This is a genomic window from Methylobacterium sp. CM6241 (genome assembly GCF_054817845.1).
Map to the genome: position 1 here is coordinate 2,976,250 of NZ_CM139246.1, position 16,550 is coordinate 2,992,799.

Consider the following 16,550-nt stretch of genomic DNA (forward strand, 5'->3'; position numbering starts at 1 on the left):
ATGCTAGATGCTTCCGTCATAAACGAGCACATTGCTCATTGGGAGCAACGACTTACAGGCGGCCTGTATTCATATAGATGCTCGTGGCCTAGCAGGCTCTTCCATCATGCACCGATCAACAATGCAGTTGAGATCCTGAAGCTCAATTGCCTGTTATCTCGTAATGATTCGGAGGGTATTCGCCGTCATGATATCGCGGGTCAAGAAGTCATTCGCACAAGAACAGATGCCCATTCATATTCACGCCTTTATTTTCGCCCGAAGACCCCTACCCAGTTCCACATCGAGGGCATCCGTAAGCCAAGCGAATATTGGAACAACGAACCAAATGCGCATGCCTCAGTTCTAGTGATGCTCGTTTTCGATGCGAGAACCGTATTAGGAAAGCCCGACATAGCATTCTCGCAAGGAAATATGCAAAGCCATTCTACACAATATGGCTCCGGTGTAGATTTTTTCAAAACAATCGATTTCTTTAAAGTATATCATGAAGGGCCAACTAATGGAGAAAGAAGTATAACACATTGCAGATGTGCTGAGGTATTAGTACGATCTCCGCTCCCATTAGATAACAATCTACAATGGATATTCTGTCGCTCTCAACCAGAGCGTCAGATGCTCTTGGGTATGCTAGGGCCCGCGTTTAAACATTATGAGAATAAGATACGTGTTTCTGACGACATTCGTGTTTTCGAGAAAAAATATGCTTATGTGGAGCAGATCAACGCTCAACCGGATGGAATTGTCTGGAGATTAAACCCAAGACTAGATGGAAAAACGATACTTACTGAAGTAAAACTCTTTGATAGCGATAATCACTCAATTATTAATTTTGGACCGAAAGAACTACATCCATTTCCACCCAACTCAAGGCTATGGATTATCAAGCATCCTCTAAAAGCGGGCCAGTACTATGCCGAGGTCAAGCTAGAGGGTTGCATAGCCTTTAGCGGAATGATGACAGTTGCAGGTGACCCCTTCTAGGATCGTTGCCCCAAAGAACGCTCACCGCCCCGTACGCACCCGCGTCCAATTCCGCGTCACGAACCTTTGCGTCCGGTCATCCCAGGCTTGGTTGGTGAACAGCCGCTGCATCGTCGCGTCGTCCGGGTAGATGCCGGGATTGGTGAGGATCTCCGGCTTCACCAGGGGTTTCGCGGCGAGGTTGCCGTTGGCGTAAGAGACGAAGTTGGTGTTGGCCGCCGCCACATCGGGACGCATCATGTAGTCGATGAAGCGGTGGGCCTCCTCGGGGTGGGGCGCGTCCTTCGGGATGGCGAAGGCATCGAACCACATCAGCGCGCCTTCCTTCGGGATGAAATAGGCGATCTCGACGCCGTTCTTCGATTCCTCGGCGCGCTTCTTGGCCTGCATCACGTCGCCGGAATAGCCGACCGCGAGGCAGAGATCGCCGTTGGCGAGGCCGTTGATGTATTCCGAGGAGTGGAACTTTCGCACCGAGCCGCGCACCTTGAACAGCGCGTCGGTGACCTGGGAGATGTCGTCCCAGCGCTTGGTGTCGGGCTTGAGGCCGTAGGCCGGCAGCATGCTGGGGATCAAGTCCTCGGGGCTATCGAGCATCATCACCCCGCAATCCTTGAGCTTGGCCATCAGGGTGGGGTTGAGCACCAGGGTCCAGGTGTTGAGCGGCTGGTTGGGGCCGAGGCGCTCGCGCACGGGGCCGAGATTCACGCCGATACCGGTGGTGCCCCACATGTAATCGACGGCGTAGGTGTTGCCGGGGTCGTAGACCGCGAGGCGCTGGGCGATCTCGGGCCAGGCGTGTTTCAGGTTCGGGATCTTGGCCTTATCGAGGGGCCGGAACACGCCGGCCTTGATGAGCCGCTGCAGGAACGGGCCGGTGGGCACCACGAGATCGTAGCCGGACTGGCCGGCGAGCAGCTTCGTCTCCAGGATCTCGTTGTTATCGTAGGTGTCGTAGACGACCTTGATCCCGGTCTCCTTGGTGAAGGCCTCCAGGGATTTCGGATCGATGTAATCCGACCAGTTGTAGATGTTGACCACGCGCTCCTGCGCCTTCGCCCCCGCCGAATTGAGGAGGGCGAAGGCGAGGAACAGGGACCCGAGAAGGCTGAGCGCCAGCGCGATCATCAGGACGGCGAACACGATACGACGCATCGGCGGGCTCTCTTGTCTCGGGACCGGGTCGGGATCAGGCGGGGAGCTTGGCCGCGACGACGACGATCTCCACGAGGTATTCCGGCCCCGCGAGCTTGGCTTCCACGGTGGCGCGGGTGGGCGGGTTCTCCTTCGAGACCCAGGCATCCCAGGCCGCGTTCATCTCGGCGAAGGTCGCCATGTCGGCCAGGTAGATCGTGGCGGAGATGAGCCGGGTCTTGTCGCTGCCGGCGAGCGCCAGCAGCCGGTCGATCTCGGTGAGCACTTCCTGCGTCTGCGCGGTCACGCCGGCCCCCACCGTCGTCCCCGCCACTTGGCCCGCGAGGTAGACCATCTCGCCATAGGTGACGGCCTGGCTCATGCGGGCGCCGGATTCGAAACGGGTGATGGTGGTCATGGATCGCTCTTCATGGGGCGCCGCGCAGGCGCGTCGTCGGGGCAAGCGTTGTGCCGCGCGCCACGCATCCGCGTAAAGGGGAGGGCGGCGGCCAAGGTCGAGAATGCGACACAATCGCCGTCCCGCGGCGCAACCCATCCCGCGATGCGGCGTTGCATGAGCACAAACGGTCAAGTCCGGGCGGGACAATCCCGGCCACCGCGTTTCGAGGATCAGCTCATGGATATCATCTGGACCATCATCATCGGCTTCCTGGCCGGTGTCGTCGCCAAGTTCATCATGCCGGGCGACAAGGAGCCTGCAGGGTTCATCCTCACCACCATCCTGGGCATCATCGGCGCCTTCGTCGCCACCTTCCTCGGTCAGGCGCTCGGCTGGTACGGTCCGAACCAGGGCGCGGGCTTCATCGGAGCCGTGGTCGGCGCCATCGTCGTGCTCGCGATCTACGGCTTCATCGCCAGCCGCCGCACCACCACCCTCTGAACGGACGTCACGGCGCGGGCCTCGGGTCCGCGCCTCTCGCGTTTCATCGGACAGACAAAAGGGGCGCCCCATCGGAGCGCCCCTTTTTCGTGGTCCGGTTCAGGAAAGGTAGCCGGTGGACTTGGCCGGGCAGTGGCCGGTGGCACCCCGGATGGCGAGGCCGGCGCCGACCACCAGGGCCGCCAGGCTGAGCCACTTGTTCGGGCGGGGCTGGGCGGCGGCGGCGGCGATGCCGAGGCCCAGAACGACGGACACGGCCCGCTCGGTGGTCGACAGGTTGGTCTCGCCTTCGAAGATGCTCGGAATCATCGGATCGGCCATGGTCGCACATACTCCTCGTGTTGCGTCGCGGGGCGAACGCGGCGGGAGGATGGGTGTTCCTGACGATCGGATCGGGGCGTTGACGCATCCTGGCCCCAAACGAAAAGCGCGGCCCCTTGCGGAGCCGCGCTTCTCATTCTCGATCAACCCTCGGGGCTGAGACGGCTTACGCGTCCTGGCGGGGTCCGCGGGCGCGGTCCTGCTCGGCGTTGCGCTCGGCCTTCAGCTTCTCGGTGAGGTCCTCGCCGGTCTCCTGGTCGACGACCTTCATGGAGAGGCGGATCTTGCCGCGATCGTCCGCGCCGAGGAACTTCACCTTGACCTTCTGGCCGTCCTTGACGACGTCCGTCACCTTGGCGACGCGCTGGGCAGCGAGTTCCGAGATGTGGACGAGGCCGTCCTTGGCGCCGAAGAAGTTCACGAAGGCGCCGAACTCCATGCACTTCACGACGGTGCCGTCGTAGATCATGCCGACTTCGGCTTCCGCCACGATCGACCGGATCCAGTTATAGGCGGCCTTGATGGCCTTGCCGTCGCTGGAGGCGATCTTCACCGTGCCGGTGTCGTCGATGTTGATCTTGGCGCCGGTCTTCTCGACGATCTCGCGGATCACCTTGCCGCCGGTGCCGATCACTTCCCGGATCTTGTCGGTGGGGATCTGCATGGTCTCGATGCGGGGCGCGTATTCGCCGAGCTCGGGACGGGCATCGGTGAGGGCCTTGGCCATCTCGCCGAGGATGTGGACGCGGCCTTCCTGCGCCTGATGCAGGGCGACCTTCATGATCTCCTCGGTGATGCCGGCGATCTTGATGTCCATCTGCAGCGAGGTGATGCCGGCTTCCGTGCCCGCCACCTTGAAGTCCATGTCGCCGAGGTGATCCTCGTCGCCGAGGATGTCGGACAGCACGGCGTAGCGCTCACCCTCGAGGATGAGGCCCATGGCGATGCCGGCCACCGGACGGCGCAGGGGCACGCCGGCATCCATCAGCGACAGCGACGCGCCGCAGACGGAGGCCATCGAGGAGGAGCCGTTGGACTCGGTGATCTCGGACACGACGCGGATCGTGTACGGGAACTCGTGGGCCGGCGGCAGGACGGGGTGCACGGCGCGCCAGGCGAGCTTGCCGTGGCCGATCTCGCGACGGCCCGGGGAGCCCATGCGGCCGGTCTCGCCCACCGAGTAGGGAGGGAAGTTGTAGTGCAGCAGGAAGGTCTCCTTGTAGGTGCCTTCCAGCGCGTCGATGAACTGCTCGTCCTCGCCGGTGCCGAGGGTGGCGACCACGAGGGCCTGGGTCTCGCCGCGGGTAAAGAGCGACGAACCATGGGCGCGCGGCAGCACGCCGACCTGGGACACGATCGGGCGCACGGTGCGGACGTCGCGTCCATCGATGCGGGAGCCGGTGTCGAGGATGTTCCAGCGGACGACCTTGGACTGCGCTTCCTTGAACGCGGCCTTGACCTTCTCGGCCGGGAACTTGGCCTCGCCCTCGGCGGGGCAGAGCGCGGCCATCACCTTCGCCTTCACGGCGTCGACGGCGGCGTAGCGCTCCTGCTTCACGGTGTTCTTGTAGGCGTCGCGGAGTTCCGCTTCACAGACGTCGAGCACGGCCTTCTCCACGTCGCCGTTCTCGGGCGCTGAGAAGTTGCGGGGCTCCTTGGCGGCCTTCTCGGCGAGGCGGATGATCGCATCGATGACCGGCTGGAAATGCTTGTGGCCGAACATCACGGCGCCGAGCATGGTCTCTTCATCGAGCTCCTTGGCCTCGGATTCCACCATCAGCACGGCGTCCTGCGTGCCGGCGACGACGAGATCGAGGGTCGAGTTCTCGAGCTCGGGAACCGGCGGGTTCAGGATGTACTGGCCGTTGACGTAGCCGACGCGGGCCGCGCCGATCGGGCCGGTGAAGGGCACGCCCGACAGGGTGAGGGCTGCGGAGGCCGCCACCATGGCGAGGATGTCGGGATCGTTTTCGAGATCGTGGGTCAGGACGGTGACGACGACCTGGGTGTCGTTGCGCCAGCCTTCGACGAAGAGCGGACGGATCGGGCGGTCGATGAGGCGGGAGACCAGGGTCTCCTTCTCGGAGGGACGGCCTTCGCGCTTGAAGTATCCGCCGGGGATGCGGCCGGCGGCGTAGGCGCGCTCCTGGTAGTTCACGGTGAGCGGCAGGAAGTCGATTCCGGCCTTGGGCTCCTTGCCCGACACGACGGTGGCCAGCACCGAGGTCTCGCCATACGTCGCCATCACGGCGCCGTCGGCCTGGCGGGCGACCTTGCCCGTCTCGAGGACGAGCTTGCGGTCGCCCCAGATCAGCTCTTCACGTTGTACGTCGAACATATGTCATGCCTTCCTGCGGTCGGGCGTGCCCGGCGCCGCCAGGGGCAAGACGGCGAGGAGTTCCGCGCCGGACCGGCGAAGAACTCCTGGCGATCCTGTCCCCGACGAGTGCGCCTCGAAGCGGCCCGATGGTCGCGCGGCCAGACCCATTCCGGCAGCGCGGGACGTCAATGAAACGCGGCCCTGAGCCAGGCTCGGGACCGCGAAAATCGCCTTAGCGGCGGATGCCGAGACGCTCGATGAGGCTGCGGTAGCGAGCCTCGTCCTTGCGCTTGACATAGTCGAGCAGCGAGCGGCGCTGCGAGACCATCTTCAGGAGGCCGCGGCGGGAATGGTTGTCCTTGCCGTGGGTCTTGAAGTGGCCGGTGAGGTTGGTGATCCGCTCGGTGAGGATCGCCACCTGGACCTCCGGAGAACCGGTGTCCTTGCCGCCGGTCGCGTATTCCTTGATGAGCGCAGTCTTGCGCTCGGCCGAAATCGACATCGCATTCCCTTTCGATACGGGTTTTCGGGTCGAGACGGTCCTCCTCGGGAGGGACCGCCTCAGCCTGGGACGGGGCCTGTGCCGGGATGTCGTCCAGCACGGTCGCGTTCACAAGCAGGTTTGGCCCCGTGCCCGTTTCCGGGTCGAGGCACCGAGACACATACACGAATCCGGGTCGCGTGCCACCCCCCGCGGCACCCCGGCGGGCCGTTGCCGGGCCGGGGAACAGAATTCCCCAAACTGTTATGCCGGCCCGGCACCCGCGCCAACGCCTTGATTCAGCACAGTGCCGGCCGATCTGCCGACATCTCTTTCATCGCAGCGTTACAGTCGGCGCTTAATTCAATCGTTGTCATGGACCACCAGAACATTCATATGGTTGGGGCTAGTCGGCGATCCCCTGTCGCCTAACAATTTACCATGTCGCCGGAAACACAATGGATAGAATCGCGGTAAAAATCCTGAAGCCAATAGCCTTCGCGGCACTAACATTCGGCGCAAGCTATTACTTGTTCAATTCAGCATTCGTCTCCCTGATTCTTAGCCTCGTCCCCCTATTACTCGGATGGCTGGGTGTGTTTGAAACGTTTTCGTACACGATCGCAGCAGTTTTATTCATCGCCGCCATCGTCTGGTGCGTCGTTCCGGTGGATATGAAGAATCTGGTGGCGCTACAGACCCAGGCTGCAGTCAAGGAATTCACGGCGGCGATGCCCACGCCAACAAAGCCCGACTGAGACTTTCCAACTGCTTCCTCGGGTGGCTCGATGGAAGCGCCTGACGAATCAGGCCGTCAGCGCCTCGCTCACGCCGCGGATGTCCCGAACCAGGGCGTCGATCCGATCCGGATCGGAATCCCAGGCGAACATGAACCGGGCGCCTCCGCCGATAAACGTGTAGAAACCCCACCCCCTCTTCCGCAAAGCCTCCAGCCGCGCGGGGGAGGCCTTCAGGAACACCGCATTGGCCTCCACCGGGAACATGGCGGTGAAGCCGGGGCATTCCGCCACCGAAGCGGCGAGGCGTTGCGCGCAGGCATTGGCATGGGCCGCGTTGCGGAGCCAGGCGCCGCCTTCCAGCATTCCGACCCAAGGGGCGGTGAGGAAGCGCATCTTCGAGGCGAGCTGACCCGCCTGCTTGCAGCGATAGCCGAAATCCTCGGCGAGGGTAGGATCGAAGAACAGGATCGCCTCGCCTGCCGCCATTCCGTTCTTGGTGCCACCGAAGCAGAGCAGATCGACGCCGGCCCTCCAGGTCATCTCCGCGGGCTCGCAGCCGAGGCTGGCGCAAGCATTGGCGAAGCGTGCGCCGTCCATATGGAGGCGCAGACCAAGCTCACGGCAGGCAGCGGAGATCGCCCGAATCTCGTCGAGCGAATACACCTGCCCTATCTCGGTTGGCTGTGTGATCGTCACGACCCGGGGCTTGGGGAAGTGGATGTCCGAGCGGCCGGAGGCGAGCCCGCGGATGAGGGCGGGGGTAAGCTTGCCGTCGGCGCTCGCCGCCACCAGCAGTTTCGAGCCGTTGGAAAAGAACTCCGGCGCGCCGCACTCGTCGGTCTCCACATGGGCCGAGGCCGAGCAGATGACGCTATGGTAGGATTGGCACAGGGAGGCCAGCGCCAGGGAGTTCGCGGCGGTACCGTTGAAGGCGAAGAACACCTCCGCATCCGGCTTGTCGAACAGGTCGCGAAACGCGTCCGATGCCCGCTTCGTCCAGGCATCCTCGCCATAGGCGGGCACCGAACCGCCATTGGCCGCTTCGGTGGCGGCCCAGGCCTCGGGGCAGATGCCGGCGTAATTGTCGCTGGCGAATTGCTGGGGTTCGGTCTTCATCGTCGCTTCGCCTTCCGTCGGTCCCGCAGGAAAGCCGAAGCGACGCGTGGCGAAACCCGTTTCGTTGCCGGTTCGGCCACATCCCCTCCAGTCGATGAGGGCTCCACCTTGCTCGGATCAGCAGGTTGGCGTCGGGCGTCGCCGCGACTCTTGATGCAAAGGGAAGCTTAACAGCGCGCGGGGCCAGCCGCAACGCGACGAGAGTGATGGTTGCCGCCCGTCCTCCGACACTCGAAGGACGGGCGGGGAACTACCTTCAGGCCGTCGGGCGACCCGAGCGACCGGAATAGCGGCGACGGAGGTAGGAGACGACTTTGGGGAGAAGGAAGGCGAGGATCAGCTTGCGCATGCGCGACACTCCGGAAAGGGAAGAAGATACGGCTCCATCCGGAGCCGCCTGTCTGGAGAGCAATGATCGGCCCGGCGTTGCGTTCCTTGGCCGGCTTCACAGATGGGATGCGACGGCCCGTCAGAGCTCCAGCGTCAGCGTGACCGGGACATGGTCGGAGGGACGCTCCCAACCGCGTGCCTCGCGGAAGACGTCCACCGCGCGGGCGGTGCCGTCGAGATCCGGCGAGACCCAGACATGGTCGAGGCGACGCCCCTTGTTGGCGGCGGACCAGTCGGGCGAGCGGTAGCTCCACCACGTGTAGATCTTCTCCGGCTCAGGCGTCAGGACGCGGGCGGTATCGATCCAGCCGGCCTCACCACGCAGGAGCTCCAGCGCTTCCGTTTCTACCGGCGTGTGGCTGACGACGGAGAGAAGCTGCTTGTGCGACCACACGTCGTGCTCGAGCGGCGCCACGTTGAGGTCGCCCACCAGAATCGCCGGGCCGGCCATGCGCCGCCCGCCCCATTCACGCAGGTCGCGGAGGAAATCGAGCTTGTGGGCGAATTTCGGGTTGAGGCCGGCATCCGGAATGTCGCCGCCGGCCGGAACGTAGAAGTCATGAATCACGAAGCCGGCGGCAGCGCCCGCCTCCGGCCCGAGCACGGCGGAGATGTGGCGGGCATCCGGCTTCCCGCAGAAGGCCATGACGTCGCGGGTGAGCAGAGGAAAGCGCGACAGGATGGCGACGCCGTTATAGCCCTTCTGGCCGGCGAACACGACGTTCTCGTAGCCCGAGCCGCGCAAGGCCTTGAGGGGAAAGGCATCGTCCGGGCATTTCGTCTCCTGCAGGCAGAGCACATCGGGCTTCACCTCGGCGAGAAACCGAAGGACGAGATCGATGCGCAGCCGCACCGAATTGATGTTCCAGGTGGTGACGGAGAGGCGCAACGGGTCTAGCTCACATATGTCATAAGGATCGGGACCGGCCGCTTCGATAGACCGGATCGGCCCGCCCGTCGCCGCACAATTGCCGCGTTCCATCGTCGAGAGGGATGCGCCGTCGCAGATACTGGAAGGATCGCCCGTCGTGTCGCGCACCCACTCTGCGCTTTTCAACATCTACTGGGCCGCCTGGACCGCTTGTTTCGCGCTGCCCCTCGTGGTGCTCGCGATCCTCGGTTGCCCGACACGGCCAATCCGTGCGGCGACGCGGCTGTGGTCGCGCGGCATCCTGTTCGGCCTGCGTCACATCGTCGGCCTGACCTATGTGGAGGAGGGGCGCGCACGCATCCCCTCCGAGCCGTGCCTGATCGTGGCCAACCACCAATCGGCCTGGGAGACCCTGGCCTTTCTCATCCTGATCCCGAACGTCGCCATCGTGGCCAAGCGCGAACTCGTGGCGATCCCCATCGTGGGCTGGTTCCTGCGCCGCTCGCCGATGATCATCATCGACAGGGCCAACGGCACCCAGGCCCTGCGCACGATGATCGACGAGAGCCGCCTCGCCATCGCGGAAGGCCGCTCCATCCTGATGTTCCCGGAAGGCACCCGGAGCACCATCGACGCGCCGGTGCAGTTCAAGCGCGGGGTCGAGCTGCTCTATGCCAAGCTCGGTCTGCCCGTCCTGCCGGTGGCGGTGAATTCGGGCCTGTACTGGCCGCATGGCGGCTCGCGCCACATCCCCGGGACGGTGGTGGTGAGCTACCTGGAAACCCTGAAGCCGGGCCTCTCGGGCGGAGAGTTCATGCGGGGCACGCAAGACGCGATCGATGCCGAGCTGAACCGTTGGCGGAGCGGCAGCCCGGAAATGAGCCTTCAAGCGTCGTAATCGAAAAAAGCCTTCCCCTCTGCGGACTTATCAGATCCACGCTTTTCAGCGAGATGCGCCGCCCTTCTCCCCCTTTTGGGGAGGAGTTGGAGGTGGGGGTGGTGGGGCGACCCTGATCCTTCGGAGGCTGGCGGAGCCACCCCCACTCCTAACCTCTCCCCACAAGGGCTACGGGCTACACAGGTTTTGCCTGAGCGTCCTTTTGAGCGTTGTCGCTTTTTCCCCTGGATGAGGAGGAGCGCATGTCGGGTTTCGGAGGCGGGAACGCGCTGACGCAGGCGCGGGGGTCGTGGTTGTTCGAGCGGATCGTGGAGACCGGGAGTGTGGTGCTGAGCGTGGTGGGGGGCGATCATGCCGGCACGGCCGCGGCACACCGCTACCTGGCCTCGCCTCAGAGCAGCGTTCCCACGGTCCTGTCGGCCCTGCGCGAGCGGGCGGTGGCGGCATGCCGGGGACGGCGTGTGGTGGCGGTGCAGGACACGACGGCGGTGAGCTTTGGCGAGGCAGGCGGGCGGCACGGTCTGGGGCCGGGCGGCGATGGCCGGCATCCGGGCTTCTTCCTGCATCCGGTCGATGCGCAGGTCTGGACGCGCGGGGCGGCGCCGGTAGCGCTGCGCTGGAACCGGGGCGTGAGCGAGAAGGAGAGCCGGCGCTGGCTGGTCGGGACGCAGGCGGCGGACACGGCGCTGGCGGGGGTGGCCGAGCAGGTGGTCTCGGTGGCCGATCAGGAGGCGGATCTCTACGAGCACTTTGCCGATCACGCCGGGCGGGCGGTGCCGGGCAGCGCCCTGCTGGTGCGGGCGCGCCACGACCGGGTGCTGGTCGAGGACGGACGGATGCTGGCGGTGTCGCAGGACTGGCCGGTGCTGGCGCGGGAGGCCGTGCCCATCCCGGCCACGCCCGGCCGGGCGGCGCGCACGGCACAGGTGACGCTGCGCGCGGGCCGGGTGGGCCTGCCGCGCCCCCGCAGTGCCGGGCCCGGAGCGCCGGCCGCTCTGACGTTGGGGCTGGTGCGGGTGGACGAGGTCGGGGGGCCCGCCGCGGGCGGACTGTGTTGGCATCTGCTGACGACGCTGCCGGTGGAGACGGTGGCGCAGGCCGCGGAGGTGGTGCGCCTCTACCGTCTGCGCTGGCGCATCGAAGAGGTGTTCCGCGCCCTCAAGAACGACGGCCTGCAACTGGAGGCGACGCAGATGCGGGTGCCCTCGAAACTGTTCCGGCTCAGTGTGCTGGCGCTGGGGGCGGCGGTGCGGATCCTGCAGCTGGTGGACGCCCGCGATGGCGGAATGCGGCCGATGAGCGACGTGCTCGACGCGAGCACGCGCCCGGTAGTGGCGGCCCTGGGACAGAGCCGGGAGCGGGCGACGGCGCGCCAGCGCAACCCTCACCGGGCCGGGTCCCTGGCCTGGCTGAGTTGGATCGTGGCCCGCTTCGGAGGCTGGAACTGCTACGGCAAGCCGCCAGGACCCAAGATCATCGCACGCGGCTGGGCAAGCTTCACCGCCGCCCTGACCGGAGCCCTCATCGATCACACAGAGCAAAACCTGTGTAGCCCGTAGCCACAAGGGGGAGAGGGACGCGCTCGGCTCCGCAAGAGCAGATGTATGAATCCAGGAGCCACAGGGGAGAAGGGAGGCGCTCGCGATCACTGCGCCTTGATCTGCTTCTCCATCGCCTTGTCCTCGCTGCGCCCGTAATTGATGAAGAACTGGCTGCCGTCGATGGCCTTGCCCTTCTGCAGGTTCGAGAGCTGGACCGTGGTCTGGTAGCCTTGCGGATCGGTGATCCGCCACTGGCTGAGCGTCTTCACTTCGGAGTCGAAAAACAGCTGGATCTTCGAGGTACCGCCCAGTGTCGCACGGTCCTCCAGCGAGATGCGGATGCCGCCCGGATCGTTGGCGATGTCCGACACGGTGAGGTCGCGGGCGAGGTCGATCTTGTCGCGCAGCAGGAATTTCAGCGGCGTCTGCGAGATGAAGTAGAGGTCCTGGGTCTTCAGCTTGCGGTCCTTCACCGCCACCGACGTGCCGTCGGCCACCACCTCCATGGGGGAGGGCTGGTCGTAGTCGAAACGCAGGCGGCCGGGCTTGGCCAGCGTCAGCTTGCCCCCGATGCGGCGCCCATCGGCGGCGATCTGGACGAAGTTGCCGCTGAGCGTGGTCATTCCGTTGAAATAGGCATTGGCCTGGGCGAGCACGGCACCGGGCTCGGCATCCAGCATGGACGACGCGGCGGTGGGGGCGCCGACGGCGGCGACCTTGGCGGGCGCGTCCGAGGGCGCGGCCTTCGCGGCGGGTTTCGTGCCGGAGGCGGCCTTGTCCGCCCCCGCCTTGGCGTCCTTGGCGGGTTTGGGCGCCTGGGCCGCCGGCTTCTTCGGCGCGGTGGGAGCGGCCGGGGGCGCTTCCGGCTCGGGAGCGGGGGCCGGCGCGGGCTGCTCCTTGCGGCCGAACAGGCCGTCGAGGAAGGACGAGACTTGCGCCGTGGCCGGCGCGGGTTGGAGGCTGGCCGCCAGCACGAGGAGCGAGCCGGCGGCGAGAAGGTGGCGTCGGCCGGTCATCCTGGGGCGTTCTCCGAAGTCGGGTGGGGTTCGGCTTAGAACTCGACCCTGTGGCGAATATGGGACGGGACCTCCCTCGCCCCAAAAGGGAGACGGACGGTACTCACACCGCTCGATCGCCTCGGATCGTGCGGTCGCCGCGGGGCTCCCTCTCCCGTGTGGGAGAGGGTACCCGCGGTACATCTCGTTCTTCGATGATCAGCCGGTTCGACGGAATCGGTCCAGCGGATCACGTCTCACTCGTCGTCCATCATCGATGAGGACATGGAGATCGACCCCATGCTGGAAGGCGCGGTTTCCATCAGGATCTCGCGCTTGCCGGCGTGGTTGGCTTGGCCCACGATGCCCTCGACCTCCATCCGCTCCATGATCGAGGCGGCGCGGTTGTAGCCGATCTGCAGGCGGCGCTGGATGTAGCTGGTGGAGGCCTTGCGGTCCCGCATCACCACCTGCACCGCCTGGTCGTAGAGGTCGGCACCCGCATCGATCCCGCCGCCCGCATAGGCCCCGGCATCGAAGATCGGCGCGTCGATCTCCTCGACTTCGGCGGCCGCCGCCTTGTCGGCCTTGGAGGCCTTGGCCGGCTTCTCCTCGGGCGGGTTCTCGTCCACGGTGACGGCTTCGAGATAGGACGGCCGGCCCTGGCGCTTCAGGTGGGCGACCACGCTCTCGACTTCCGAATCCGAGCAGAACGGGCCGTGGACGCGGGTGGTGCGTCCGCCACCGGCCATGAACAGCATGTCGCCCTGGCCCAGCAGCTGCTCGGCGCCCATCTCGCCGAGGATCGTCCGGCTGTCGATCTTCGAGGTAACCTGGAAGGAGATCCGGGTCGGGAAGTTCGCCTTGATCGTGCCGGTGATGACGTCCACCGAGGGGCGTTGCGTCGCCATGATGAGGTGGATGCCGGCTGCGCGCGCCATCTGCGCGAGACGCTGGATCGCGCCTTCGATGTCCTTGCCCGCCACCATCATCAGGTCGGCCATCTCGTCGACCACGATGACGATGTAGGGCAGGGCCGAGAGGTCCATCTCCTCCGTCTCGAACACGGCCTGGCCGGTCTCGCGGTTGAAGCCGGTATGGATCTCGCGGGTGATGATCTCGCCCTTGGCCCGCGCTTCCGCCATCCGGGCATTGTAGCCGTCGATGTTGCGGACCGCGATCTTGGACATCTTCTTGTAGCGCTCTTCCATCTCGCGCACGGCCCATTTGAGGGCGATGACCGCCTTCTTCGGGTCGGTGACGACGGGGGAGAGCAGGTGCGGGATGCCGTCATAGACGGACAGTTCCAGCATCTTCGGATCGACCATGATCAGGCGGCACTCTTCCGGCTTCATCCGGTAGAGGAGCGACAGGATCATCGTGTTGATCGCCACCGACTTGCCCGAGCCGGTGGTGCCGGCCACCAGCAGGTGGGGCATCTTGGCGAGATCGGCGATGATCGGTTCGCCGCCGATGTTCTTGCCGAGGCACAAAGCGAGCTTGTGCTTGCTGATGCAGAAATCGGCCGAGGACAACAGCTCGCGCAGGTAGACGGTCTCGCGGGTCTCGTTGGGCAGTTCGATGCCGATGACGTTACGGCCGGGCACCACCGCCACGCGGGCCGAGACAGCCGACATGGAGCGGGCGATGTCGTCCGAGAGGCCGATGACGCGGCTCGACTTGGTGCCGGGGGCCGGTTCCAGTTCGTACAGGGTCACGACAGGGCCGGGGCGCACGGCGAGGATGTCGCCGCGCACGCCGAAATCCTGCACCGTTTGCTGGAGGTTCAGCGCGTTCTGCTCCAGCACGTCGGCATCGACCTCCTCGGTGCCGGTCACCGGCGGCTCGGCCAGCAATTCCAGCGAGGGGTGCTCGTAATCCTCGTTCTCCACCAGCGACATCGGCGTGTGCCGGCCGGCCGGGATCAGCGTGGCGCGGGGCTCGGGGAAGATCGCGCGGGACGGAGACGGGGCGGGCGGCGGGGCCGGCAGGGCGAGGACGGGAGCCGGGGCTTCCTCCATCTCGACCGGTGCGGCGGCTTCGGGGACGGCCGGCGCTTCCGCCAGCTGCGGCTCGGGCTCCGGAGCCGGGGCGGCGGCCTTCGGGTTGCGCAGCAGGACCGGGCGCGGCGGCACCGGCGTGAAGACCGGAGCGGCCCTGGCAGGGGAGGGGGCCTGCATCGGAGTGGTTTCCGCGACGGAGGCGTCCAGCACGGGAGCTTCCGCGACGGGGGGCTGCATCACGGGAGTTTGCATGACGGGAGCCTGCGCCACCGGGGCGGCGGGCATGCGGGCGGGGCGGATCGCCGCGCGGGCGGCCATGGCCGAGACGGCAACCGAACGCTGGGGAGCCGGCCCGGTCTGCTCGATGACGAGAGCCAGGGTGGCCGCCTCGGCGACCTCGGCGACGCAGTCCTCGTGGCTCGGCTCGTCCCTGACGGGCGCGGACTGGCCATAGTCTTGGCCGTTATCCTGGCCGTTGGCAGGCAGGGGCGCGCCGCCGCGGTCGAACCGCATCAGCCGGTCGAGGACGTAGACGGGGCTGGGCGGCAGCGGGCGCAGGAGCGAGATGTCCACGGGCGGCGAGACCATGAAGGGTGAGGTCTCGTCCTCCTGCGCGCTGACCGGAGCGAGATCCGGCACGGGTGACATCTCCGGCACGGGAGAAACTTCCGGCACGGCCGGAGCCACAGCCTCGTCGGAATCGGCCTGGATCGCCGACCATGTCTCCACAGCGGTCGAATCCTCGCCATCGAACCAGGCGCGCATGGCGGCCCAATCCGGAACCTCGGTCCAATCGCGGTCGACGGGCAGCGGGGCCGGCTCGGCGGCGACGATCGGCTCGCTCACCGCTGCGGGGATCGGCAATGTCTCCTCGACGATGGTGGCGAGGACGGCCTGCGGTCGACGATCGGGCGAGCGGAAGAAGCGCACTCCGGGCGGCGGGGTATAGGGCTGGCGCCACAGGGGCTGCGGCGGCTCGGGGGGAATCGCGGCGAGAAGCGCGGCCTCGGCCGCCTCCTGGGCGGCACGCTCCGCTTCCGCGGCGGCGAGGGCGGCGCGTTCGGCGGCCTGCCGTGCCTCGTCCTCGGCCTGCCGCGCGGCGCGGACCTGCTCCTCCTGCGCCAGGCGCTCGGCATCGAGCGCCCGCTGGCGACGCTCCTGCAGCACCGGATCCGGCGTGCGGGTGTAGCGCACCGCCGGGGCATCCGGCTCGGGCGCGGAATGGGCCGGCGCGTCGTAGCCCTCCGGCGTGATGGAGGCGGGACGACGCGGCGAGCGAATCAGCACGCGCGGGCTCGATGCGCCGTGGTCGATCCGGCTCTCGCCGGTCGAGTCCATGGCCGCGATGCCCGAGGAGCGGGCGAGATCGGTTGTGGCGCGGTCGTCGAAGACGTGGTCCGGCCAGGCCTGTGCCTCGGCCCATTTGCCCTGCTCCAACCAAGGCTGTGCCTGGGGAGCGGGGGCGTCGTGCACCATGTCCCGGGGGGCCGTGAGCCAGGATTGCGCCGGGCGCGGCGAGACCAGGCTCGGGCGCTGGGGCGGTCCGGCGAGGCGCCGGGTCAGGCTTGCGCGCAGGCTGATCAGCCTGTGCGCGAGGGCGCCCAAGGTCAGGCCGGGGCGGTCACCACCGCGTCCGGGCCGAGAGGGATCACGATGAGAATAGGGAGGCCGTCCCGATGCGCGCATGATGCTCTGAATTGACTCGTAGGGTACCGGTCCGCGTCCTCGACAGGAGCGGTTCTTCCCCAAGCTAGGGCCAACGTCGTTAACAGACGCTTGCCCGTATCCCGCGAAGTGTCGGATTGCCGAGGGAACGCGACGCCGCCTCCCCCTGGAGCCCCGGCGCGTAACCGGT

At 66.2% G+C, this 16,550-nt stretch carries 14 protein-coding genes and 1 riboswitch; of the genes, 5 read left to right on the forward strand and 9 right to left on the reverse strand.

Going from position 1 to position 16,550, the window contains the following annotated elements; translation table 11 throughout:
• Nucleotides 1-984, forward strand: a complete 984-nt coding sequence (locus tag ACYQR9_RS13880) for a DarT ssDNA thymidine ADP-ribosyltransferase family protein (protein WP_461226719.1) — start codon at nucleotides 1-3, stop codon at nucleotides 982-984.
• Nucleotides 985-1,005: 21 nt separating this feature from the next.
• On the opposite strand, the gene ACYQR9_RS13885 is transcribed toward ACYQR9_RS13880, so the two are convergent.
• Nucleotides 1,006-2,139 carry a polyamine ABC transporter substrate-binding protein gene (locus ACYQR9_RS13885; protein WP_461226721.1) on the reverse strand — a complete coding sequence of 378 codons (1,134 nt, stop codon included), beginning with the start codon at nucleotides 2,137-2,139 and terminating at the stop codon, nucleotides 1,006-1,008.
• Between the two features lie 34 nt (nucleotides 2,140-2,173).
• Nucleotides 2,174-2,536 carry a RidA family protein gene (locus ACYQR9_RS13890; RefSeq protein WP_311275455.1) on the reverse strand — a complete coding sequence of 121 codons (363 nt, stop codon included), beginning with the start codon at nucleotides 2,534-2,536 and terminating at the stop codon, nucleotides 2,174-2,176.
• Between the two features lie 219 nt (nucleotides 2,537-2,755).
• Between ACYQR9_RS13890 and ACYQR9_RS13895 the strand changes: the two genes are divergently transcribed.
• On the forward strand, nucleotides 2,756-3,019 hold the full coding sequence (locus tag ACYQR9_RS13895; protein WP_056427555.1) for a GlsB/YeaQ/YmgE family stress response membrane protein: 264 nt from the start codon (nucleotides 2,756-2,758) through the stop codon (nucleotides 3,017-3,019).
• Nucleotides 3,020-3,118: 99 nt separating this feature from the next.
• Here the strand turns inward: ACYQR9_RS13895 and ACYQR9_RS13900 are convergent, their stop codons facing one another.
• From ACYQR9_RS13900 to rpsO, 3 genes are all read right to left on the reverse strand, one after another.
• A complete protein-coding gene (locus ACYQR9_RS13900) occupies nucleotides 3,119-3,340 on the reverse strand; it encodes a YgaP family membrane protein (RefSeq protein ID WP_461226723.1) in 222 nt (73 codons plus the stop codon).
• Nucleotides 3,341-3,506: 166 nt separating this feature from the next.
• Nucleotides 3,507-5,678 (reverse strand): polyribonucleotide nucleotidyltransferase, encoded by a 2,172-nt coding sequence (pnp, locus tag ACYQR9_RS13905; protein ID WP_018044127.1) that lies wholly within the window; start codon nucleotides 5,676-5,678, stop codon nucleotides 3,507-3,509.
• 214 nt (nucleotides 5,679-5,892) lie between these two features.
• Nucleotides 5,893-6,162, reverse strand: coding sequence for a 30S ribosomal protein S15 (gene rpsO, locus ACYQR9_RS13910; protein WP_018044126.1), 270 nt, complete (start codon nucleotides 6,160-6,162; stop codon nucleotides 5,893-5,895).
• A 437-nt stretch (nucleotides 6,163-6,599) separates the two neighbouring features.
• Between rpsO and ACYQR9_RS13915 the strand changes: the two genes are divergently transcribed.
• A complete protein-coding gene (locus tag ACYQR9_RS13915; protein WP_461226726.1) occupies nucleotides 6,600-6,899 on the forward strand; it encodes a hypothetical protein in 300 nt (99 codons plus the stop codon).
• A gap of 48 nt (nucleotides 6,900-6,947) precedes the next feature.
• On the opposite strand, the gene ACYQR9_RS13920 is transcribed toward ACYQR9_RS13915, so the two are convergent.
• Nucleotides 6,948-7,997, reverse strand: a complete 1,050-nt coding sequence (locus ACYQR9_RS13920; protein ID WP_461226727.1) for a threonine aldolase family protein — start codon at nucleotides 7,995-7,997, stop codon at nucleotides 6,948-6,950.
• Between the two features lie 50 nt (nucleotides 7,998-8,047).
• Nucleotides 8,048-8,159: riboswitch (SAM-I-IV-variant riboswitch) on the reverse strand.
• Nucleotides 8,160-8,466: 307 nt separating this feature from the next.
• Nucleotides 8,467-9,276 (reverse strand): exodeoxyribonuclease III, encoded by an 810-nt coding sequence (locus ACYQR9_RS13925; RefSeq protein WP_461226729.1) that lies wholly within the window; start codon nucleotides 9,274-9,276, stop codon nucleotides 8,467-8,469.
• Between the two features lie 139 nt (nucleotides 9,277-9,415).
• Here ACYQR9_RS13925 and ACYQR9_RS13930 point away from each other — a divergent pair, with 139 nt between their 5' ends.
• Both ACYQR9_RS13930 and ACYQR9_RS13935 read left to right on the forward strand, forming a co-directional pair.
• The gene (locus tag ACYQR9_RS13930) at nucleotides 9,416-10,156 is read left to right on the forward strand and encodes a lysophospholipid acyltransferase family protein (protein WP_461226731.1); all 741 of its coding nucleotides are present in this window, start codon (nucleotides 9,416-9,418) and stop codon (nucleotides 10,154-10,156) included.
• Nucleotides 10,157-10,365: 209 nt separating this feature from the next.
• A complete protein-coding gene (locus ACYQR9_RS13935) occupies nucleotides 10,366-11,715 on the forward strand; it encodes an IS4 family transposase (RefSeq protein WP_461226733.1) in 1,350 nt (449 codons plus the stop codon).
• An 86-nt stretch (nucleotides 11,716-11,801) separates the two neighbouring features.
• Here the strand turns inward: ACYQR9_RS13935 and ACYQR9_RS13940 are convergent, their stop codons facing one another.
• Both ACYQR9_RS13940 and ACYQR9_RS13945 read right to left on the reverse strand, forming a co-directional pair.
• Nucleotides 11,802-12,713 (reverse strand): LolA family protein, encoded by a 912-nt coding sequence (locus ACYQR9_RS13940; protein WP_461226735.1) that lies wholly within the window; start codon nucleotides 12,711-12,713, stop codon nucleotides 11,802-11,804.
• Nucleotides 12,714-12,949: 236 nt separating this feature from the next.
• On the reverse strand, nucleotides 12,950-16,381 hold the full coding sequence (locus ACYQR9_RS13945) for a DNA translocase FtsK (protein WP_461226736.1): 3,432 nt from the start codon (nucleotides 16,379-16,381) through the stop codon (nucleotides 12,950-12,952).
• Nucleotides 16,382-16,550 lie beyond the last annotated feature (169 nt).